Raw genomic sequence first — 16,175 nt, forward strand, 5'->3', positions numbered from 1 at the left:
TCATGGCAGTGGGAACACAAGACCTGACCACTGAGAAATTGGCCGAGCTCAACGACGCTGAGCTGGGCACCAAGCTCCGTGGGGCCAAGGAAGAGCTGTTCAACCTGCGCTTCCAGTCCGCCACCGGCCAGCTGGAGAACTCGGCTCGACTGAAGGCCGTCAAGCGTGACATCGCGCGCATCTACACTGTGCTGCGCGAGCGTGAGCTGGGCATCCGTGAATCAGTGGATGCCCCTGCTGAGGCTGAAGAGACCGAGGAGGATTCGGCATGAGTGAAAATACAACTGAGGCCGTTCAGCGGAACAAGGACCACACCTCTGCTGATCGGAACTACCGCAAGAACCTGCGCGGCGTCGTCGTCTCCGACAAGATGGAGAAGACGATTGTGGTGGAGGTTGAGGACCGTCGTAAGCACTCCCTCTACGGGAAGGTGATGAAGCGGCACTCGAAGTTCAAGGCCCATGATGAGAATCAGGAGGCCGGCATCGGGGATACGGTGCTGATCTCTGAGACACGTCCATTGTCAGCGACCAAGCGCTGGCGGCTGGTGCGGGTCATCGAAAAGGCCAAGTGAGCCGCGGGGCCGGCGAACTTTCGCTGGTCGGCTGACATCTTATGCGAAGGGCTCGGAGCGCCAACGTCAAGTTGGGTTCCGGGCCCTTCGCGTGTAGACTGTTGTAGTTGTGCGCCCGTGTGCGTAGTTTTTCTCCGCCACGGACAGCGCACGTCCCCCAAAGCCGCCTCGGCCATCCACCAAAGAAGGAGCTCGCAGGAGCCATGGTGTGTGGGAAAGCGGCGGGGGAGCATCCAGAAATCTAGAGGTTCCACCAGGCTCGGACAGTGTGTGCGAGGACCAGTAGGACGACAGGAGAAGACACGTGATTCAGCAGGAATCGCGGCTGAAGATCGCCGACAACACCGGTGCCAAGGAGATCCTTGTCATCCGTGTGCTCGGCGGTTCCGGACGCCGCTATGCAGGCATCGGCGACACCTTCGTCGCCACTGTCAAAGACGCCATCCCCGGCGGGAACGTGAAGAAGGGCGAGGTGGTCAAGGCCGTCGTCGTGCGCTCACGCAAGAAGACCCGCCGTACCGATGGGTCCTACATCAGCTTCGACGAAAACGCTGCCGTCATCCTCAAAGGTGACACCCCAGAACCCCGGGGCACCCGCATCTTCGGGCCCGTGGGCCGGGAACTGCGCGATAAGCGCTTCATGAAGATCGTCTCCCTCGCACCGGAGGTGCTGTAACCGTGGCCAAGATCAAGAAAGACGATTTCGTCCAGGTGCTCACCGGCAAGGACAAGGGCAAGCAGGGCAAGGTTCTCCAGGTCATCCCGAAGAACGACCGCGTCGTCGTCGAGGGTGTCAACCGGGTCAAGCGTCACCTGCGTGCTGGCCAGTTCGGTCAGAACGAGGGCGGCATTGTGGAGTCCGAGGCCCCAATTCATATTTCGAATGTGGCAGTAGTCGACCCAGACACTGAGAAGCCGACCCGTGTGGGATACCGCTTCGAAGAGGTGGACGGCGAAGTCAAGAAGGTCCGCTACGCCAAGGCCTCCGGGAAGGAGCTGTCATGACCGAGACTGCAGAGAAGATCACTCCACGACTGAAGAGCAAGTACCGCGAAGAGATTCGCGAGTCGCTGCAGAACGAGTTCGGCTACAAGAACGTCATGCAGGTCCCCGGCCTGGTCAAAGTCGTGGTCAACATGGGTGTCGGCGAAGCCGCTCGGGACTCCAAGCTCATCCAGGGTGCCATCGATGACCTGACCAGGATCACCGGTCAGAAGCCCAAGGTCACCCGGGCTCGGAAGTCGATCGCGCAGTTCAAGCTGCGTGAGGGCCAGCCCATCGGCACACACACCACGCTTCGCGGCGACCGGATGTGGGAGTTCCTCGATCGTCTGGTGACGCTGGCGCTGCCGCGCATCCGTGACTTCCGTGGACTCAGCGACCGCCAGTTTGACGGCAACGGCAACTACACGTTCGGACTCACCGAGCAGGCGGTCTTTCACGAGATCGATCAGGACAAGATCGACCGTCCCCGCGGAATGGACATCACTGTGGTGACCACCGCCACCACCGACGACGAAGGCCGGGCGCTGCTTCGCGCGCTGGGCTTCCCTTTCAAGAGCAACCAGTAATCACTACGCCGCAGGTCCGTGCACCAGAGCGATGCTCCGGAGCACGGAAACCACGTCGAGGAAGAGTAAAAGTCTCATATGACAATGACTGATCCAGTCGCAGACATGCTGACCCGTCTGCGCAACGCCAACTCGGCATTCCACGACCAGGTCACAATGCCGAGCTCCAAGCTCAAAGTCCGCATTGCTGACATCCTCAAAGCAGAGGGCTACATCACCGACTGGCGCGAAGAGGAGGCCGAGGTCGGGAAGAAGCTCGTCATCGACCTCAAGTTCGGGCCCAGCCGTGAGCGTTCCATCGCCGGCCTGAAGCGCATCTCGAAGCCGGGCCTGCGGGTCTACGCGAAGTCCAACAACCTCCCGCACGTGCTGGGCGGATTGGGCATCGCTATCCTGTCCACCTCCTCCGGTCTGCTCACTGACCGGCAGGCTGGCAAGAAGGGCGTAGGTGGGGAAGTCCTCGCCTACGTCTGGTAATCCGGAAGGAGTCTGAGCACTATGTCACGCATCGGTCGTCTTCCGATCACCGTCCCATCCGGTATCGAGGTCAGCCTCGAAGGCCGCGAAATCCGAATCAAAGGTTCCAAAGGTGAACTCAGCCGCACGCTGGCTGAGGGCATCACCGTGGAGGTCGAGGACGGGACAATCACCGTCCACCGTCCCAACGACGAACGCGAATCACGTTCCCTGCACGGGCTGACCCGCAGCCTGATCAACAACATGATCATCGGGGTCACCGAGGGCTTCACCAAGAAGCTCGAGATTGTCGGCACCGGTTATCGAGTGCAGGCCAAGGGCAACGACCTCGAATTCGCCCTGGGCTACTCCCACCCAGTGCCGGTCAAAGCACCAGAGGGCATCACCTTCACCGTTGAGGGTGCCAACAAGTTGGCAGTCTCCGGGATCGACAAGCAGCAGGTCGGCGAGGTCGCTGCGAATATCCGCAAACTGCGCAAGCCCGACCCGTACAAGGGCAAAGGCGTGCGCTACGAAGGCGAGCAGATTCGCCGCAAGGCCGGAAAGGCAGGTAAGTAAACCATGGCTATCGGTATCAAGGGCAAGTCCAAGTCCGCTGCCCGCGGCCGGCGCCACCTGCGCCTGCGCAAGAAGGTCGAAGGCTCACCAGAGCGTCCGCGCCTGGTCGTCAACCGCTCCGCGCGCCACATGGTCGCTCAGGTCGTCAATGACCTCGAAGGCAAGACCATGGTCTCCGCCACCACAATGGAAGCTGACCTGCGCAGCTTCGACGGTGACAAGACCGCTAAGGCCAAGAAGATCGGCGAACTGATCGCCGAGCGTGCCAAAGCTGTGGGCATCGAGGCTGTGGTCTTCGACCGCGGTGGCAATAAGTACCACGGTCGCGTGGCCGCTGTCGCAGACGGCGCACGGGAAGGCGGTTTGAAGCTGTGAGTGAGAACGCAACTAATGAGAAGGACTTCTCTGTGACTGAGTCCAACGACAAGACCAGCGCCGAGTCTGCAGGGCAGACTCAGGCAGCTGACCAGAAGAGCGACTCCCGCCGAGGTGAGCGCGGCGCCCGCGGCGAAGGCCGTGGACGTGGGCGCGGCCGAGGAGAGGGCCGTGGTCGTGGTGGCCGCGATGAGGAGAAGGACAAGTTCCTCGAGCGCGTCGTCACCATCAACCGTGTGTCGAAGGTCGTCAAGGGCGGCCGGCGCTTCAGCTTCACCGCACTTGTGGTGGTCGGCGACGGCGACGGCACCGTTGGTGTGGGCTACGGCAAGGCCAAGGAAGTGCCGGCGGCCATTGCCAAGGGTGTGGAGGAGGCGAAGAAGAGCTTCTTCCGCGTGCCTCGCGTCGGTTCCACCATCCCGCACCTGGTCAAGGGTGAGGACGCAGCTGGCGTAGTGCTGCTGCGCCCCGCCTCTGCCGGTACCGGTGTGATCGCCGGAGGTCCCGTGCGTGCCGTGCTGGAATGCGCCGGAATCCACGACGTGCTGACCAAGTCCATGGGCTCGGTGAACGCCATTAACATCGTTCACGGCACCATCGACGCCCTCAAGCAGCTCGAGGAGCCGGAAGCCGTGGCCGCACGCCGCGGTAAGGCTCTCGATGAGGTTGCACCGGCTCCGATGCTGCGGACAATGGCCGCAGACCGCGAAGCACGTACCCAGAAGGCAGGTGCATGACAATGGCAGACGTCCAATACACCACTGCCCGTGATCTCAAGGTTTCGGATGCGAAGCTGGAGATCACTCAGACCAAGTCCGTCATCGGCACCAAGCCGAAGCACCGGGAGACCGTGCGCTCCCTGGGGCTGAAGCGCATCGGACACACTGTGGTCCGCGATGCCGACGCAGTCACGGTGGGGATGCTCAACACCGTGAAGCATCTTGTCAAAGTTGAGGAGGCCAAGTGATGGCAGAGAACACTCCTGCCGAGTCCGAGGTCCTGAAGCTGCACGACCTGAAACCTGCCCGTGGCTCCAAGAAGGCCCGCCAGCGCGTGGGTCGAGGCGAGGCTTCCAAAGGTAAGACCGCAGGTCGAGGCACCAAGGGAACCAAGGCACGCAACCAGGTTCGCGCCGGCTTCGAAGGTGGGCAGCTTCCGCTGTACATGCGCCTTCCGAAGCTGCGTGGATTCAAGAGCCCGTTTCGGGTCGAGTACTCACCCGTCAACCTCACAAAGCTGGGCGACCTCTATCCGGAGGGTGGAGACGTCACAGCCGAGGACCTGGTGGCCAAGGGCGTCGCTCGCAAGGGCAAGCCGGTGAAGATCCTCGGTTCCGGGGACATCTCGGTGGCGGTCAACGTGAAAGCCCACGGCTTCTCCGCTTCCGCCGAAGAGAAGATCAAGGCTGCAGGTGGCTCCGTTCAGCAGCTTCCGCTGAAGAACGCCCCAGCTGCTGAGTGATCGTCTCCAGCTGAGACATGAGTCAGCCCCCGCTGCACAAGCGGGGGCTGAACCTGTTTGACCCCGATTCTTTCACCAGTGCTGCGGCGGGTAGGATGATGGACGGCGGTCGGCCCATGAGAAATGCCGCGCCCACAGAGGAGGACGCTTGTTCAGCGCAATAGCCAGGGTGTTCGCATCACCTGACCTGCGCATGAAGATCCTATTCACGTTAGGGATCATCACGATCTATCGGATCGGCGCATTCATTCCCGCACCCGGAGTGGACTACAACGGTGTGCAGCGCTGCCTCGCTCTGGGCAACACCGACGGAGGGCTCTACTCCTTCGTCAACATGTTTACCGGCGGCGCGATGCTCCAGGTCTCTGTCTTCGCACTCGGCATCATGCCCTACATCACCGCAGCCATCATCGTGCAGCTGCTTCGTGTGGTGATCCCGCGGTTCGAGGCACTGCAGCGTGAAGGCGCTCAGGGCCAGGCGAAACTGACCCAGTACACCCGTTACCTCACTCTGGCACTGGCTACCCTCAACGCCACTGTGCTGGTGACGATGGCGCGCTCAGGAGCCCTGCTGGGCTGCGAGCCCGGTGAAATCATCCCGGACGACTCCCTGCCGGTGATTCTGCTGATGATCCTGGTGATGACCACCGGTGTGGCGATGATCATGTGGCTGGGTGAGCAGATCACTGAGCGCGGAGTCGGCAACGGCATGTCCATCCTGATCTTCGTGGCCATCGCTGCTGGCTTCCCCGGTTCCATGCGGCAGATCTGGATTGAGCAGGATTGGCGAGTCTTCACCGCTATCTGCATCATCGGGCTGTGCCTCATCGCAGCCATCGTCTTCGTCGAACAGTCCCAGCGGCGAGTGCCGGTGCAGTACGCGAAGAAGCAGATCGGGCGCCGGACCGTTGGCGGTACCAGCACCTACATCCCCATCAAGGTCAATATGGCTGGCGTGATCCCGGTGATCTTCTCCTCCTCGGTGCTGATGCTTCCCTCAGTGGCGATGCAGTTCAACCAGCCGGCCCCGGGCGAGGAGCCCTCTGGCATCTTCGTCTTCCTCAACCAGTACTTCGACGGCGCGCACCCGGTGTACATGGCCACGTTCTTCCTGATGACCGTGGGATTCACCTACTTCTACGTCTCGATCACGTTCAACCCGAATGAGGTCGCGGAGAATATGCGCAAGTATGGGGGGTTCATCCCAGGAGTACGCGCCGGGAAGCCCACCGAGGGCTATCTGGCTTATGTCATCAGCCGCATCACCTTCCCCGGCTCGCTGTATCTCGGTTTCGTCGCGATGATCCCGCTGATGGCTTTCGTGCTCATCGGAGCGGACCAGAACTTCCCGTTCGGCGGCACCTCAATCCTGATTATGGTCGGCGTCGGACTGACGACGGTGAAACAGATCAGTGCACAGATGGAACAACACAACTACGAAGGGCTGCTGCGATGACGCGAATGCTGATCGTTGGACCACAGGGTTCCGGCAAAGGTACACAGGCCAAGCTGGTCTCAGAAAAACTGGGCATTGTCGCCATCTCCACGGGTGACATTTTCCGGGCCAACATCAAAGGGGAGACCGAACTCGGCCAAGAGGCAAAGAAGTATGTCGACGCCGGGGATCTGGTACCCGATTCGCTGACCAACCGCCTGGTCGAAGACCGGCTGCGGTGGGACGACGCCGCCGACGGCTTCCTCCTCGACGGCTATCCCCGCAACCGCACCCAGGCCGCCACCCTGGATGAGATCTTGGCCCGTCTGGGTGTTGAGCTCGACGTCGTGCTGGAACTCACTGCCGACACCGAGGAGCTCACCCAGCGCCTGAAGCACCGCGCGGAGACCGAGGGTCGGGCCGACGACGCCGACGAGACCGTGATCCGGCGTCGGCTCGAGCTTTTCGAGAACGAGACCCGACCGATGATCGACGAATACAAGACGCGGAATCTGGTCAAGCAGGTCGACGGCCTGGGCTCTGTGGATGAGGTCAACGTCCGCATCATGGAAGCCCTGAACTCCTAACGTGTTCTCCCGCGGACGCATCGAGCTGAAGACCGACCAGCAGCTCAAGCACATGGACGCAGCCGGTTCAGTGCTGTGCGAGGCGCTGGACACCACTGTTGCGGCCGCGCGCCCGGGGGTGACCACGGGGGAGCTCAACGAGATCTTCGCCGAGTCCATCGCAGCCCGCGGTGCGGTGCCGAACTTCCTGAACTATCACGGCTTCCCCGGGCACATCTGCACGTCGGTGAACGACGAGGTGGTCCATGGGATCCCCGGCGAGCGGGTCTTGGAGGTCGGTGACGTGCTGAAGATCGACGCCGGATGCATCGTCCAAGGCTGGCACTCCGACTCCGCCCGCACCGTGATCCTGGGATCCAGCAGTTCAGGGACCGCAGACCCGGAGGACGAGCGGCTCTCGGCGATCACCCGGGCAGCGCTCTGGCACGGCATAGCCGCCTTCGCCACTGCCAAGCACATTGGGGAGATCGGCGAAGCCGTGGAGGACTATGTGAACTCCCAACCCGGCAAGCCACTGGGGATCTTGGAAGACTACGTCGGTCACGGCATCGGCTCCGCCATGCACCTGCCGCCTGACGTCTTCAACTATGCCACCGGGATGAAGGGTGCCAAGATCAAACCAGGTATGGCGCTGGCCATCGAGCCGATGCTGGTCCGCGGCAGCATCGAGACCAAGGTGCTCAGTGACGAGTGGACGGTGGTGACTGCTGACGCGGCGCACGCCAGCCAGTGGGAACACTCTGTGTGCCGTCACCGCGACGGTGTCTGGGTCCTCACCGCCCCTGATGGGGGCGCCGCAGACCTCGAACCATTGGGTGTGACGCCAGTTCCGATACCGTGAGGACCAGCCTGTGACAGCAGATTGGCGCGGCAGGCTTGACTCCGGTAGTATCTTTTGTTGGTTGTCTCTGCGGTCCTGTGTGCCCGCAAGGCTCTGAAGCAAAAAGCCCAGATTCTCTGACCCCTTTTTCGTGCAGTCTGCTCTGCACTGAAGCAGGTCAGCGGAATCGCGATCGTTGTGTGGAGAATATGGGGAAAAAAGAAGGCGTCATCGAAGTTGAGGGCCGGGTGGTCGAAGCCCTGCCCAATGCAATGTTCCGGGTCAAGCTGGAGAACGACCACGTTGTCCTGGCCACCATCTCGGGCAAGATGCGCCAGCACTACATCCGCATCCTCCCCGAGGACCGGGTTGTAGTGGAGATGAGTCCTTATGACCTCAACCGCGGCCGCATCGTCTACCGCTACAAGTAAGCAAGAGTAGGAGAACCGACATGAAGGTTCAGCCGAGTGTCAAGCCGATCTGCTCGGACTGCAAGACCATCCGCCGTGGTGGGATTGTCCGTGTGATCTGCAAGAACCCGCGCCACAAGCAGCGCCAGGGCTGAACGTCGTGCGCCTGCGGGCGTAAGACACACCCTGCGAAGGACCACAGCTCAATACAGATATGGCAGTGCAGCTTGCAAATGAGCTGGCGAGCACACCTCCGGTTCCCGAAGGCCGGAGACCCACTGAGGACGTCACCTCCGGCGTCGGAACCAGGCTCCGTTGCGGGGCCGGGACCCATTGGGGTTGCGCTGTCACAGACCTTCGGAAGAACACAAGGAGGACTGCCGTATGGCACGTCTGGCTGGTGTCGACATCCCGCGCGAAAAGCGCACGGTGATCGCACTTACCTATATCTATGGCGTGGGTCGTACCCGCGCCGAACAAGTCGTTGAGGTCACAGGTGTTGACGGCAACACCCGCGTGAAGGACCTCACCGACGAGCAGCTGGTTGCTCTGCGCGACTACATCGAAGGCAACTTCACCGTTGAGGGTGACCTCCGGCGCGAAGTCTCCTCCGATATTCGCCGCAAGGTCGAGATCGGCTCCTATGAGGGGCTGCGGCACCGCCGTGGCCTGCCTGTCCGTGGTCAGCGCACCAAGACCAATGCGCGCACCCGCAAAGGCCCCAAGAAGACCGTCGCAGGCAAGAAGAAGTAGTCAGGAGTTCCAATGCCCCCCAAGAGCCGTACTGCGGCGCGCAAGCCACGCCGCCGCGCATCAAAAAACATCACCCAGGGTCAGGCTCACATCAAGTCGACCTTCAACAACACCATCGTCTCCATCACCGATTCCACCGGTGCCGTGATCTCATGGGCGTCCTCCGGTGAGGTCGGCTTCAAGGGCTCCCGGAAGTCCACCCCCTTCGCCGCGCAGATGGCCGCCGAGCAGGCTGCCAAGCGTGCTCAGGAGCACGGGATGAAAAAGGTGGAGGTCTTCGTCAAGGGCCCAGGGTCCGGACGTGAGACTGCGATCCGCTCGCTCCAGGCCGCCGGCCTGGAGGTCGGCTCGATCCAGGATGTCACCCCCAGCGCCCACAACGGCTGCCGTCCGCCCAAGCGCCGCCGCGTCTGACGCGGCTTCATTCACCCAGCCCTCACAGCCGGCATGCGGTGCCGCTGTCTCCCCAGACGGCGGCCCCGCGAGTCGGCAGCCCACTGAAAAAGAATGCGTCATATAGCGGACGCACTCTGAAAGGAATGACCAGTGCTTATTGCACAGCGCCCCACGCTGACTGAAGAAGTCGTCGACGAGAACCGTTCACGCTTCACCATCGAGCCGCTCGAACCAGGTTTCGGCTACACCCTGGGCAACTCCCTGCGCAGGACCCTGCTGTCCTCCATCCCCGGCGCAGCAGTCACCAGCATCCGGATCGACGGTGTCCTGCACGAGTTCAGCACCATCGCCGGTGCCAAAGAGGATGTCACCGAGCTGGTCCTCAACGTCAAGAAGCTCTCCGTCTCGTCCGAGCACGATGAGCCGGTTGTGGCCTACCTCCGCAAGGAAGGCCCCGGCCCGGTCACCGCAGCGGACATCACGCCGCCAGCAGGTGTGGAGTTCCACAACCCTGACCAGCAGCTGCTGACGCTCAATGAAGACGGCCGGCTGGACCTGGAGCTGACCATCGAACGCGGCCGCGGCTACGTCTCCGCGGCGCTGAACAAGCTCGAGGACTCGGAGATCGGCCGCATCCCGGTGGACTCCATCTACTCCCCGGTGGAGAAGGTCAGCTACAAGGTCGAGGCCACGCGTGTCGAACAGCGCACCGACTTCGACAAGCTGACCATCGACGTGGAGGCCAAGCCCTCCATGGCTCCCCGCGACGCCCTGGCCTCGGCGGGCTCCACCCTGGTGGAGCTGTTCGGCCTGGCCAAGGAGCTCAACATCTCCGCTGAGGGCATCGAGATCGGACCTTCCCCGACTGACGCTGCCCTCGCGGCCGATATGGCTCTTCCCATTGAGGACCTTGAGCTCACTGTGCGCTCATACAACTGCCTCAAGCGTGAGGGCATCCACACCATTGGTGAGCTCACCGCTCGCTCCGAGGCGGATCTGATGGACATTCGGAACTTCGGTGCGAAGTCCATCGATGAGGTCAAGGAGAAGCTGGTGGAGTACAACCTTCAGCTGAAGGACTCACCCGAAGGCTTTGACCCCACGGCCGCTCGCTTCGCTGCTGAACAGGCCGAGTACGACGACGAGGCCGACGCTCAGTTCTCCAGCTGAGCCACAGGTACAAGACATTCGTTCGCTTCATACGGTGAGCGCTTTCCACAAGGAGTAAGAGACCATGCCAACCCCCACTAAGGGACCGCGCCTCGGCGGCAGCCCGGCGCACGAGAAGCAGATGCTGGCCAACTTGGCCGCCAACCTCTTCGAGCACCGCTCGATCACCACCACGGTGACCAAGGCCAAGCGTCTGCGCCCCTACGCGGAGCGTCTGATCACGGTGGCGAAGAAGGGCGATCTGGCTGCCCGCCGCCAGGTGGTCGCGAAGATCAGTGCACAGAATGCCACCAACCAGGCCATTGTGCACGAGCTGTTCACCGTGATCGCTCCGGCGATGGCCGAGCGGCAGGGCGGCTACACCCGCATCACCAAGATCGGCAACCGCAAGGGCGATAACGCCCCCATGGCTGTCATCGAGCTGGTGATGGAGCCGGTCAGCCCCAAGCAGCAGGTCGTTCGCGATGCGGAGTCCGCAGTCGCAGCCGCCTCAGCGCAGACTCAGGAGACCGAGCCGGCAGAGTCGGAAGAGCCCGCAGCGGGCGAGGCTCAGACGGACTCGCCGGCCGAGACCGAGACCGAGACGGCAGCTGAGTCAGACTCAGCAGAGGCCGGCGAAGACAAGTAGGTCTTTTCGACCAGTACGTGTGTGGGCCCCGACCAAGTGGTCGGGGCCCACACGCTTAAGCAGCGTTAGAGTGACAATCATGCGTGTTCGTCTGGACCTCGCCTATGACGGCATGGCCTACAGCGGTTGGGCAGACCAGCCCGGCCAACGCACTGTGGAAGGCGTGCTCCGCCGGGCGCTGACCACAGTGGTGCGGCGGGAGGTGCCGGTGGTGGTCGCCGGACGCACTGACGCTGGCGTCCACGCCCGGGGCCAGGTGGTCCACCTCGACCTCAGTGAGGGGGAGTGGCACACCCTGTCCCGCGGCAGAGACATTGCCCCCGAGACCGCTCTCCTTCAGCGGCTCAACGGGGTACTCGGCAGGGAGGGTGGGGCTGTGACGCTCCACGCCGCCAGCCCCGTGCCGGATGACTTCGACGCCCGGTTCTCCGCGCTGACGCGCACCTACTCCTACCGGATCGCTGATCGGCTCGGACTCCGGGATCCCGTCCGCCGTCACGACACTGCATGGATTCGCCCCTCCCGGAAGCACTGCCCACAGGGGGAGTTGAACGCGGAGATGATGGATGCCGAGGCGACCAGTGCCTTGGGCCTGCACGACTTCGGCAGTTTCTGCCGCCCCCGAGAGCACGCCACGAGTATCCGCCTGCTCACAGAATTCACCGTGTCTCGCCAGCCGGACGGCGTGATCGCCGTGCTGATTACAGCTGATGCCTTCTGCCACCATATGGTCCGCGCCCTGGTAGGGGCGTGTCTCGACGTCGGGGAAGGCCGGCGCGCCCCCGGGTGGCTCATGTCGCGGCTGCAGGAGCCGATGTGGGACCAGCGTGTCCGGCTTGCCCCCCCGCAGGGCCTGGTGCTGGAACGGGTGGACTATCCCGCCGAGGATGAGCTGGCCGCCCGGGCTGAGCAGACCCGTGCCCGGCGGAGCCGCGCGGGCTGAACGGCCAGCGACGACGCTGATGTGACGCAGAAGCCCCAGGTCGGTGAGTCATCACCGGGGTTCTCAGGTAGGATCGCCCTGCCGCTGAGCTGCTGCTGAGCTGCCGCTGACCCGCACGGTCCGCCCGCTGCGCCCGCTGCGCCGCGCTTCATCCCGGAAGGACTTCAAAGTCATGGCTCCACATTCGCCCTCCGCCTCACCAGCTGTCGGCCCCGTCGTCTGGATTGTGATGGTTGCAGCCTTCGGTGGCTTTCTCTTCGGATTCGATACAGCGGTCATCAACGGCGCCGTCGCTCCGATACGCGCAGAGTTTGAGCTCGGAGCGCTCATGAGCGGTTTCAGCGTCTCCAGTGCGTTGCTCGGCTGTGTGATCGGGGCTTTCAGCGGGGGAGTGATCTCCGACCGAGTCGGCCGGCAGAAGGCCATGCTGCTGGCGGCGTCGCTATTCTTCTTCTCCGCAGTCGGGTGTGCTCTGGTGCTGGGCGTCCACGATCTCATCTTCTGGCGTCTGGTCGGCGGCATCGGTGTCGGCATGGCCTCAGTGATCGCGCCGGCGTACATCGCGGAGGTGTCGCCGAGTGCCTGGCGGGGGCGGCTGGGCTCGCTGTTCCAGCTGGCCATCGTGACTGGTATCTTCATGGCCGCAATTTCGAATGCCCTCTTCGCCAATCTGGCCGGCGGGGCAGCAGAGCAGCTCTGGTTCGGGCTTGACGCCTGGCGGTGGATGTTCCTTTCCGAGGCAGCCCCGGCCTTGATCTACGGGCTGTTGGCACTGAGCATTCCGGAATCCCCGCGCTATCTGGTCTCCCGCGGCAAGAACGACGCCGCGGCCAGGATCCTCACCGAAGTGGTCGGTCTCAGCGGGTCCGCTGCGGTGAAGACGAAGATCGAAGACATCCAGCGCACCATCAATCTGGAGGCCCGGCAGAAGCTCAGAGACCTCTTCGTCAACGGCAAGCTGATGCCTATCGTCTGGGTGGGCATTGGACTCGCGGTGTTCCAGCAGTTTGTGGGCATCAATGTGATCTTCTACTACTCCACCACGCTCTGGCAGGCTGTCGGCATCGCGGAGGACCAGGCCCTGCTGGTCCAAGTCATCACCACCTGTGTGAACATCCTTGCCACCATCGTGGGTATCTTGATCGTGGACAAGGTTGGCCGCCGCATCCCTCTGGTGGTGGGCTCCGCGGTCATGGCAGCAGGGCTGCTGACTATGGCAGTGGCTTTCTCACAAGCAGTGGAGTCAACCGCCACCAACGAATTCGGTGATGTGGAGACCGTGGTGTCGCTGCCAGAGCCGTGGGGCGTCGTCGCGCTGGTCTCAGCCAACATCTTTGTGCTCGGCTTCGGTGCCACGTGGGGCCCCTTCATGTGGCTGATGCTCGGTGAGATGTTCCCGAACCGCATCCGTGCTGTGGCCCTGGGGGTCGCTTCGGCCTTCAATTGGGGTTCCAACTTCCTGATCTCCACACTCTTCCCGCAGATGGCAGAACTCTCCCTGGTATTCGCCTATGGGTTCTATGGGGTCAGCGCTCTGGCCAGCTTGTTCTTCGTACTGAAGTATGTCCCGGAGACCAAGGGCCGGGAGATTGAGGAGATGCAGGAGAGGGCCCACTCCAAGGTCTGAGGCCTCGATGCTAGGCAGTCGGCGCGCTCAGCCGTCAATCAGGGCGGTGAGCTCATCGAGGAAGTCAGTGAAGTTTGTGCCGCGGCGCAGCAGCCGCTGGACTGAGTCGCGTTCGTTGAAGACCTCCACCAGCTGTTCAAAGATCGTCTGAAACGCCTCACGGTCCTCTTCGCTGAAAGCCACCAGGACGACGAACTGCACACGGTTCTCCCCCCAGCGCAGGGAGCTCTCCGCCACACCCACCGAAAGTGCGGTCCGCCCAGCGGTCATCTTCAGGGCATGGGGCACTGCCAGCGCGTCCGTGAACGCTGTGGAGGACATCGCCTCGCGGGCGATCGCCCGGTCGATGTAGTCCGCGTCTATTACCCCCAGCTCGATAAGTGGGGCTCCCAGCGCCCGGATCACCTCCGGTTCGCTCATCGCCTGCAGGGGGCGGACAAAGGCGTGAGGATCAAAATAGTGTTCCAGCTCAGCCCGCAGCCGGGCCAGCCGTCGGGCGCGGCGGCGTCGGGCGGCCGCAGCGGCAATCCTTTCGGTGTCGGCCTCCGTCAGGAAAGGAGGCAGCAGCACCGTCCGCTCGTCAGGCACCGGGGGTTCGACAGTGGTCAGCACCAGGTCGGTGGTCAGCGCCCCCCAGTCCGGGGACATCTCCGTCTCCACGGCGGTGACCTCGACGGAGGCGCCCAAAGACCGGTCAATGCGTGAGCGGAGCAGCTCATGCAGCTCGTAATACCCCGGACAGACAATCGTCGCGGTCAGCACCGTCTCACTTCGCCGGTTGCGCTCCAGCCGACCTCCCACATGCATGGCGATGTAGGCGATCTCGTCGTCGCCGATGCTCAGCTGCAGGTGATGGCCGACTTCGCTGGCAATGGAGACCGCCACTTCGAACACCATCGGGTAGGCGGCTTTGAGTGAGCGGGTCAGCGGGTTCCTGGACCACGCCTGTTCTTTGGCCCGGTGGACCAGGTTCTGCACATGCAGACTGAGCCTGCGCAGAAAATCGTCGTGGTAGATGTCCACCAAGTACTCCTCGGCGGCATGTTGAACGGCTCTTCGCACCACCGATTCAATGTGCGGGTCCAGACCCACCTCGAGGTCCTCACCCTTCGGGATTACCGCGCGGGTCAGGATCAATGACGCGAGGTGGTGCACATCGCCGAGCCCCACACGTGTGCCGAAGTGCCGGAGCGTGAGCTCATCGAGCAGCTCCGCGACCCGTTGCTGCGCGGGAGTGGGGTCCACATGGCTGCCCGTCAGGGCCCGGCCCTGGGTGACGCGGTCAGCAGCGATGGCGACGTGCAGAATCACGTCAGAGACCGCGAGTTCGTTCACGTAGTACCCCTGCTCGCCCAGACCGGTGGTCAGGTCCTGTTTGAACGGGGAGAACGCCCCAGGATCGATGGATTTCAGGCCAACGGTGCGCCGCAGGCTCGCGATGTCAGCGAACCCGGCGTCCATCTCTTGGTGCGCCAGCTGCGAGACCAAGCGCCGCTGCGCCAGCTCATCACCGACCAGCATCACCCGGGACCCGGAACGCTGCAGTTTCAGCCCGCTGCCCGCAATGAGGTCCCGGACCCGGGCCACATCGGACTCCACCGTGGCTTCCGAGACGTGACGCAGGCTCGCTGTGCGGTGGATGTCGACCCCGGCGTCAGCTCCGAGCAGCTCCCGGACCAGCGTGTGCACCCGGTCCTGCGGCGTGGCGCTTTCGCTCTCGGCGCGCAGTCGTGCCAGTACGGCCCGCTCGGCCCGGTACCCCTGGGGGCCCGATTCGACAGCTGTGCGTGGTGCGCTGCGCGCGTTCAGCTGTGAGATGTAGGACCGGACACTGCGCGGGGTCACGCCGAGGGAGTCGGCCAGTGAGGCTGCGGTGACCCAGCCCTCTGCGCGCAGCAGCAGACTCGCCACCTGTTCCGGACGCCTGCGCATGCCACTTACCCTATGACACCGCGCCTGTGACGCTGCGCGTCGGCGGCTCTCGCAGCTCAGAACCCTGCGATGCCGAGCTGGAACTTTCCGCAGGGGCGGAAACAAGTCTGGCCTGAAAACACTTCTGATGTGGGCTGCGTCACGGGAGAATCGAATTACGCATTATTCAACGGAAAGGCACCATCATGTCGGCAACTCGCACTGTCACCGTCGGGTCATCCCAAGGCCTTCACGCTCGTCCGGCCAAGCTGTTCGTCGAAGCAGCGCAGAACACCGGCGCGCAGGTGACCATCGCCAAGGGTGATAAGTCAGTCAACGCCGCCTCCATCCTGGGGGTGATGTCCCTGGGCGTGGACAAGGGCGACGAGGTGACCATCACCGCAGCCGGTGATGGTGCTGAGGCTGCACTCGACACACTGGAAACATTCCTCAAAACCGACCACGACGAGGCCTGATCC

At 63.1% G+C, this 16,175-nt stretch carries 24 protein-coding genes; 23 read left to right on the forward strand and 1 reads right to left on the reverse strand.

The features are described from left to right. Nucleotides 1-2 precede the first annotated feature (2 nt). From rpmC to FEF27_RS05530, 22 genes are all read left to right on the forward strand, one after another. Entirely contained in the window at nucleotides 3-272 is a 270-nt protein-coding gene (gene rpmC / locus FEF27_RS05425) for a 50S ribosomal protein L29 (protein ID WP_138169839.1), read from the forward strand. Further along, the gene (gene rpsQ / locus FEF27_RS05430; RefSeq protein ID WP_138169840.1) at nucleotides 269-574 is read left to right on the forward strand and encodes a 30S ribosomal protein S17; all 306 of its coding nucleotides are present in this window, start codon (nucleotides 269-271) and stop codon (nucleotides 572-574) included. The genes rpmC and rpsQ overlap by 4 nt, the downstream gene beginning before the upstream one ends. A 304-nt stretch (nucleotides 575-878) precedes the next feature. Then, nucleotides 879-1,250, forward strand: a complete 372-nt coding sequence (gene rplN / locus FEF27_RS05435) for a 50S ribosomal protein L14 (protein WP_119902490.1) — start codon at nucleotides 879-881, stop codon at nucleotides 1,248-1,250. A gap of 2 nt (nucleotides 1,251-1,252) precedes the next feature. Next, nucleotides 1,253-1,579 carry a 50S ribosomal protein L24 gene (gene rplX / locus FEF27_RS05440; protein ID WP_138169841.1) on the forward strand — a complete coding sequence of 109 codons (327 nt, stop codon included), beginning with the start codon at nucleotides 1,253-1,255 and terminating at the stop codon, nucleotides 1,577-1,579. After that, nucleotides 1,576-2,145 carry a 50S ribosomal protein L5 gene (rplE, locus tag FEF27_RS05445; RefSeq protein WP_138169842.1) on the forward strand — a complete coding sequence of 190 codons (570 nt, stop codon included), beginning with the start codon at nucleotides 1,576-1,578 and terminating at the stop codon, nucleotides 2,143-2,145. Before rplX ends, rplE begins: the two co-directional genes overlap by 4 nt. Nucleotides 2,146-2,223: 78 nt before the next feature. Next, nucleotides 2,224-2,622 (forward strand): 30S ribosomal protein S8, encoded by a 399-nt coding sequence (gene rpsH, locus FEF27_RS05450; RefSeq protein WP_138169843.1) that lies wholly within the window; start codon nucleotides 2,224-2,226, stop codon nucleotides 2,620-2,622. A 21-nt stretch (nucleotides 2,623-2,643) separates the two neighbouring features. Continuing rightward, entirely contained in the window at nucleotides 2,644-3,180 is a 537-nt protein-coding gene (rplF, locus tag FEF27_RS05455) for a 50S ribosomal protein L6 (protein ID WP_138169844.1), read from the forward strand. Nucleotides 3,181-3,183: 3 nt separating this feature from the next. After that, a complete protein-coding gene (rplR, locus tag FEF27_RS05460; protein ID WP_138169845.1) occupies nucleotides 3,184-3,555 on the forward strand; it encodes a 50S ribosomal protein L18 in 372 nt (123 codons plus the stop codon). After that, on the forward strand, nucleotides 3,552-4,292 hold the full coding sequence (gene rpsE / locus FEF27_RS05465) for a 30S ribosomal protein S5 (protein WP_138169846.1): 741 nt from the start codon (nucleotides 3,552-3,554) through the stop codon (nucleotides 4,290-4,292). Before rplR ends, rpsE begins: the two co-directional genes overlap by 4 nt. Continuing rightward, nucleotides 4,289-4,522: a 50S ribosomal protein L30 gene (gene rpmD / locus FEF27_RS05470; protein WP_138169847.1), complete on the forward strand. Its 234-nt coding sequence runs from the start codon at nucleotides 4,289-4,291 to the stop codon at nucleotides 4,520-4,522. The genes rpsE and rpmD overlap by 4 nt, the downstream gene beginning before the upstream one ends. After that, the gene (gene rplO, locus FEF27_RS05475; protein ID WP_138169848.1) at nucleotides 4,522-5,016 is read left to right on the forward strand and encodes a 50S ribosomal protein L15; all 495 of its coding nucleotides are present in this window, start codon (nucleotides 4,522-4,524) and stop codon (nucleotides 5,014-5,016) included. Before rpmD ends, rplO begins: the two co-directional genes overlap by 1 nt. A 148-nt stretch (nucleotides 5,017-5,164) precedes the next feature. Beyond that, nucleotides 5,165-6,472 (forward strand): preprotein translocase subunit SecY, encoded by a 1,308-nt coding sequence (gene secY / locus FEF27_RS05480; protein ID WP_138169849.1) that lies wholly within the window; start codon nucleotides 5,165-5,167, stop codon nucleotides 6,470-6,472. Then, the gene (locus tag FEF27_RS05485; protein WP_138169850.1) at nucleotides 6,469-7,038 is read left to right on the forward strand and encodes an adenylate kinase; all 570 of its coding nucleotides are present in this window, start codon (nucleotides 6,469-6,471) and stop codon (nucleotides 7,036-7,038) included. Before secY ends, FEF27_RS05485 begins: the two co-directional genes overlap by 4 nt. Before the next feature lies 1 nt (nucleotide 7,039). Then, nucleotides 7,040-7,879 (forward strand): type I methionyl aminopeptidase, encoded by an 840-nt coding sequence (gene map, locus FEF27_RS05490; protein WP_138169851.1) that lies wholly within the window; start codon nucleotides 7,040-7,042, stop codon nucleotides 7,877-7,879. 188 nt (nucleotides 7,880-8,067) lie between these two features. Then, nucleotides 8,068-8,289 carry a translation initiation factor IF-1 gene (gene infA / locus FEF27_RS05495; protein WP_119902502.1) on the forward strand — a complete coding sequence of 74 codons (222 nt, stop codon included), beginning with the start codon at nucleotides 8,068-8,070 and terminating at the stop codon, nucleotides 8,287-8,289. Nucleotides 8,290-8,309: 20 nt separating this feature from the next. Next, a complete protein-coding gene (gene rpmJ, locus FEF27_RS05500; RefSeq protein WP_119902503.1) occupies nucleotides 8,310-8,423 on the forward strand; it encodes a 50S ribosomal protein L36 in 114 nt (37 codons plus the stop codon). A gap of 229 nt (nucleotides 8,424-8,652) precedes the next feature. Continuing rightward, nucleotides 8,653-9,021, forward strand: a complete 369-nt coding sequence (gene rpsM / locus FEF27_RS05505; RefSeq protein WP_138169852.1) for a 30S ribosomal protein S13 — start codon at nucleotides 8,653-8,655, stop codon at nucleotides 9,019-9,021. A gap of 12 nt (nucleotides 9,022-9,033) precedes the next feature. Further along, entirely contained in the window at nucleotides 9,034-9,435 is a 402-nt protein-coding gene (rpsK, locus tag FEF27_RS05510) for a 30S ribosomal protein S11 (protein ID WP_119902505.1), read from the forward strand. A 132-nt stretch (nucleotides 9,436-9,567) separates the two neighbouring features. Further along, nucleotides 9,568-10,587: a DNA-directed RNA polymerase subunit alpha gene (locus tag FEF27_RS05515; RefSeq protein ID WP_138169853.1), complete on the forward strand. Its 1,020-nt coding sequence runs from the start codon at nucleotides 9,568-9,570 to the stop codon at nucleotides 10,585-10,587. A 64-nt stretch (nucleotides 10,588-10,651) separates the two neighbouring features. Then, nucleotides 10,652-11,215, forward strand: a complete 564-nt coding sequence (gene rplQ, locus FEF27_RS05520) for a 50S ribosomal protein L17 (protein ID WP_138169854.1) — start codon at nucleotides 10,652-10,654, stop codon at nucleotides 11,213-11,215. 79 nt (nucleotides 11,216-11,294) lie between these two features. Then, nucleotides 11,295-12,158, forward strand: coding sequence for a tRNA pseudouridine(38-40) synthase TruA (truA, locus tag FEF27_RS05525; RefSeq protein ID WP_138169855.1), 864 nt, complete (start codon nucleotides 11,295-11,297; stop codon nucleotides 12,156-12,158). Between the two features lie 172 nt (nucleotides 12,159-12,330). Then, complete coding sequence (locus FEF27_RS05530; protein ID WP_138169856.1) at nucleotides 12,331-13,785, forward strand: sugar porter family MFS transporter; 1,455 nt, start codon at nucleotides 12,331-12,333, stop codon at nucleotides 13,783-13,785. Nucleotides 13,786-13,812: 27 nt separating this feature from the next. On the opposite strand, the gene FEF27_RS05535 is transcribed toward FEF27_RS05530, so the two are convergent. After that, a complete protein-coding gene (locus FEF27_RS05535) occupies nucleotides 13,813-15,717 on the reverse strand; it encodes a BglG family transcription antiterminator (RefSeq protein ID WP_138169857.1) in 1,905 nt (634 codons plus the stop codon). A gap of 185 nt (nucleotides 15,718-15,902) precedes the next feature. On the opposite strand from FEF27_RS05535, the gene FEF27_RS05540 reads away from it, so the two are divergent. Continuing rightward, nucleotides 15,903-16,172, forward strand: a complete 270-nt coding sequence (locus tag FEF27_RS05540; RefSeq protein ID WP_138169858.1) for an HPr family phosphocarrier protein — start codon at nucleotides 15,903-15,905, stop codon at nucleotides 16,170-16,172. Nucleotides 16,173-16,175: the final 3 nt, after the last annotated feature.

Origin of the sequence: Nesterenkonia sphaerica (assembly GCF_005771565.1) — a bacterium.
GTDB classification, from domain to species: Bacteria; Actinomycetota; Actinomycetes; order Actinomycetales; family Micrococcaceae; genus Nesterenkonia; species Nesterenkonia sphaerica.

What these genes read in the sequence shown, in the direction of transcription:
- rpmC (WP_138169839.1), top strand. Translation starts at nt 3, where the DNA reads ATGGCAGTGGGAACACAAGACCTGACCACTGAGAAATTGGCCGAGCTC.
- rplE (WP_138169842.1), top strand. Translation starts at nt 1,576, where the DNA reads ATGACCGAGACTGCAGAGAAGATCACTCCACGACTGAAGAGCAAGTAC.
- infA (WP_119902502.1), top strand. Translation starts at nt 8,068, where the DNA reads ATGGGGAAAAAAGAAGGCGTCATCGAAGTTGAGGGCCGGGTGGTCGAA.
- FEF27_RS05535 (WP_138169857.1), bottom strand. Translation starts at nt 15,717, where the DNA reads ATGCGCAGGCGTCCGGAACAGGTGGCGAGTCTGCTGCTGCGCGCAGAG.
- rplQ (WP_138169854.1), top strand. Translation starts at nt 10,652, where the DNA reads ATGCCAACCCCCACTAAGGGACCGCGCCTCGGCGGCAGCCCGGCGCAC.
- rpsH (WP_138169843.1), top strand. Translation starts at nt 2,224, where the DNA reads ATGACAATGACTGATCCAGTCGCAGACATGCTGACCCGTCTGCGCAAC.
- truA (WP_138169855.1), top strand. Translation starts at nt 11,295, where the DNA reads ATGCGTGTTCGTCTGGACCTCGCCTATGACGGCATGGCCTACAGCGGT.
- FEF27_RS05485 (WP_138169850.1), top strand. Translation starts at nt 6,469, where the DNA reads ATGACGCGAATGCTGATCGTTGGACCACAGGGTTCCGGCAAAGGTACA.
- rplR (WP_138169845.1), top strand. Translation starts at nt 3,184, where the DNA reads ATGGCTATCGGTATCAAGGGCAAGTCCAAGTCCGCTGCCCGCGGCCGG.
- rpmD (WP_138169847.1), top strand. Translation starts at nt 4,289, where the DNA reads ATGACAATGGCAGACGTCCAATACACCACTGCCCGTGATCTCAAGGTT.
- rpsQ (WP_138169840.1), top strand. Translation starts at nt 269, where the DNA reads ATGAGTGAAAATACAACTGAGGCCGTTCAGCGGAACAAGGACCACACC.
- rplO (WP_138169848.1), top strand. Translation starts at nt 4,522, where the DNA reads ATGGCAGAGAACACTCCTGCCGAGTCCGAGGTCCTGAAGCTGCACGAC.
- rpsM (WP_138169852.1), top strand. Translation starts at nt 8,653, where the DNA reads ATGGCACGTCTGGCTGGTGTCGACATCCCGCGCGAAAAGCGCACGGTG.
- FEF27_RS05530 (WP_138169856.1), top strand. Translation starts at nt 12,331, where the DNA reads ATGGCTCCACATTCGCCCTCCGCCTCACCAGCTGTCGGCCCCGTCGTC.
- rpmJ (WP_119902503.1), top strand. Translation starts at nt 8,310, where the DNA reads ATGAAGGTTCAGCCGAGTGTCAAGCCGATCTGCTCGGACTGCAAGACC.
- FEF27_RS05540 (WP_138169858.1), top strand. Translation starts at nt 15,903, where the DNA reads ATGTCGGCAACTCGCACTGTCACCGTCGGGTCATCCCAAGGCCTTCAC.
- rplF (WP_138169844.1), top strand. Translation starts at nt 2,644, where the DNA reads ATGTCACGCATCGGTCGTCTTCCGATCACCGTCCCATCCGGTATCGAG.
- rpsK (WP_119902505.1), top strand. Translation starts at nt 9,034, where the DNA reads ATGCCCCCCAAGAGCCGTACTGCGGCGCGCAAGCCACGCCGCCGCGCA.